Source organism: Gilliamella sp. HK2 (assembly GCF_001690265.1).
GTDB lineage: Bacteria > Pseudomonadota > Gammaproteobacteria > Enterobacterales > Orbaceae > Gilliamella > Gilliamella apicola_C.
In genome coordinates, this window is sequence record NZ_LZGV01000046.1 from 1 (window position 1) to 576 (window position 576).

Below are 576 nucleotides of genomic sequence, written 5' to 3' on the forward strand. Positions count from 1 at the left end.
CGCCTCACGATTAAAGTCATCGATGACATTGAATGTCCTAAAGCGACGTTGATTACGACTACTGTCACTCATAAAATCCATTGACCAACATTCACCTTGTTTATTGGGGACTAATAACCTTTCCGGGCATCGTGGAGGAATGCGTTTTTTACGCTTTACCCTGAGATTAAGCTTTAATTCACAATACACCCGATATATCCGTTTATGATTCCATTGATAGCCGAGCTTTCTGATACGATGAAAACATTTAGGAAAGCCCCAGCGTAAATGCCGGTCTGTGATAGCATTCAACACCGAAACAATCACCGAATCATCCTGAAACTTAGGTTGGTAATAGTAAGCACAACGGCTTAAGCCAACAATGGCACAATTCATCGTAATAGTGACTGAATGATTTTTTTGTAGTTGCTGCGCCCACGTTTTACGTACCTTTGTGGGCACTAAAGCTTTTTTATGATTTCTTCCTGAAGCTGGGATTTTAAGCTCAGTTCGGCAAACATCTGCTTAAGCTTGCGGTTTTCCGCTTCGAGTTCTTTTAGACGTTTGATGTCTGAAGTTTCCATACCGCCATATTTT

1 protein-coding gene is annotated in these 576 nt (G+C 41.1%); it reads right to left on the reverse strand.

Features of this window, described 5'->3' with window-relative positions; all coding sequences use genetic code 11:
- The coding region (locus A9G45_RS04255) for an IS3 family transposase (protein WP_141673597.1) at positions 1-441 on the reverse strand (441 nt) is incomplete at its 3' end.
- Between the last annotated feature and the right edge of the window lie 135 nt (positions 442-576).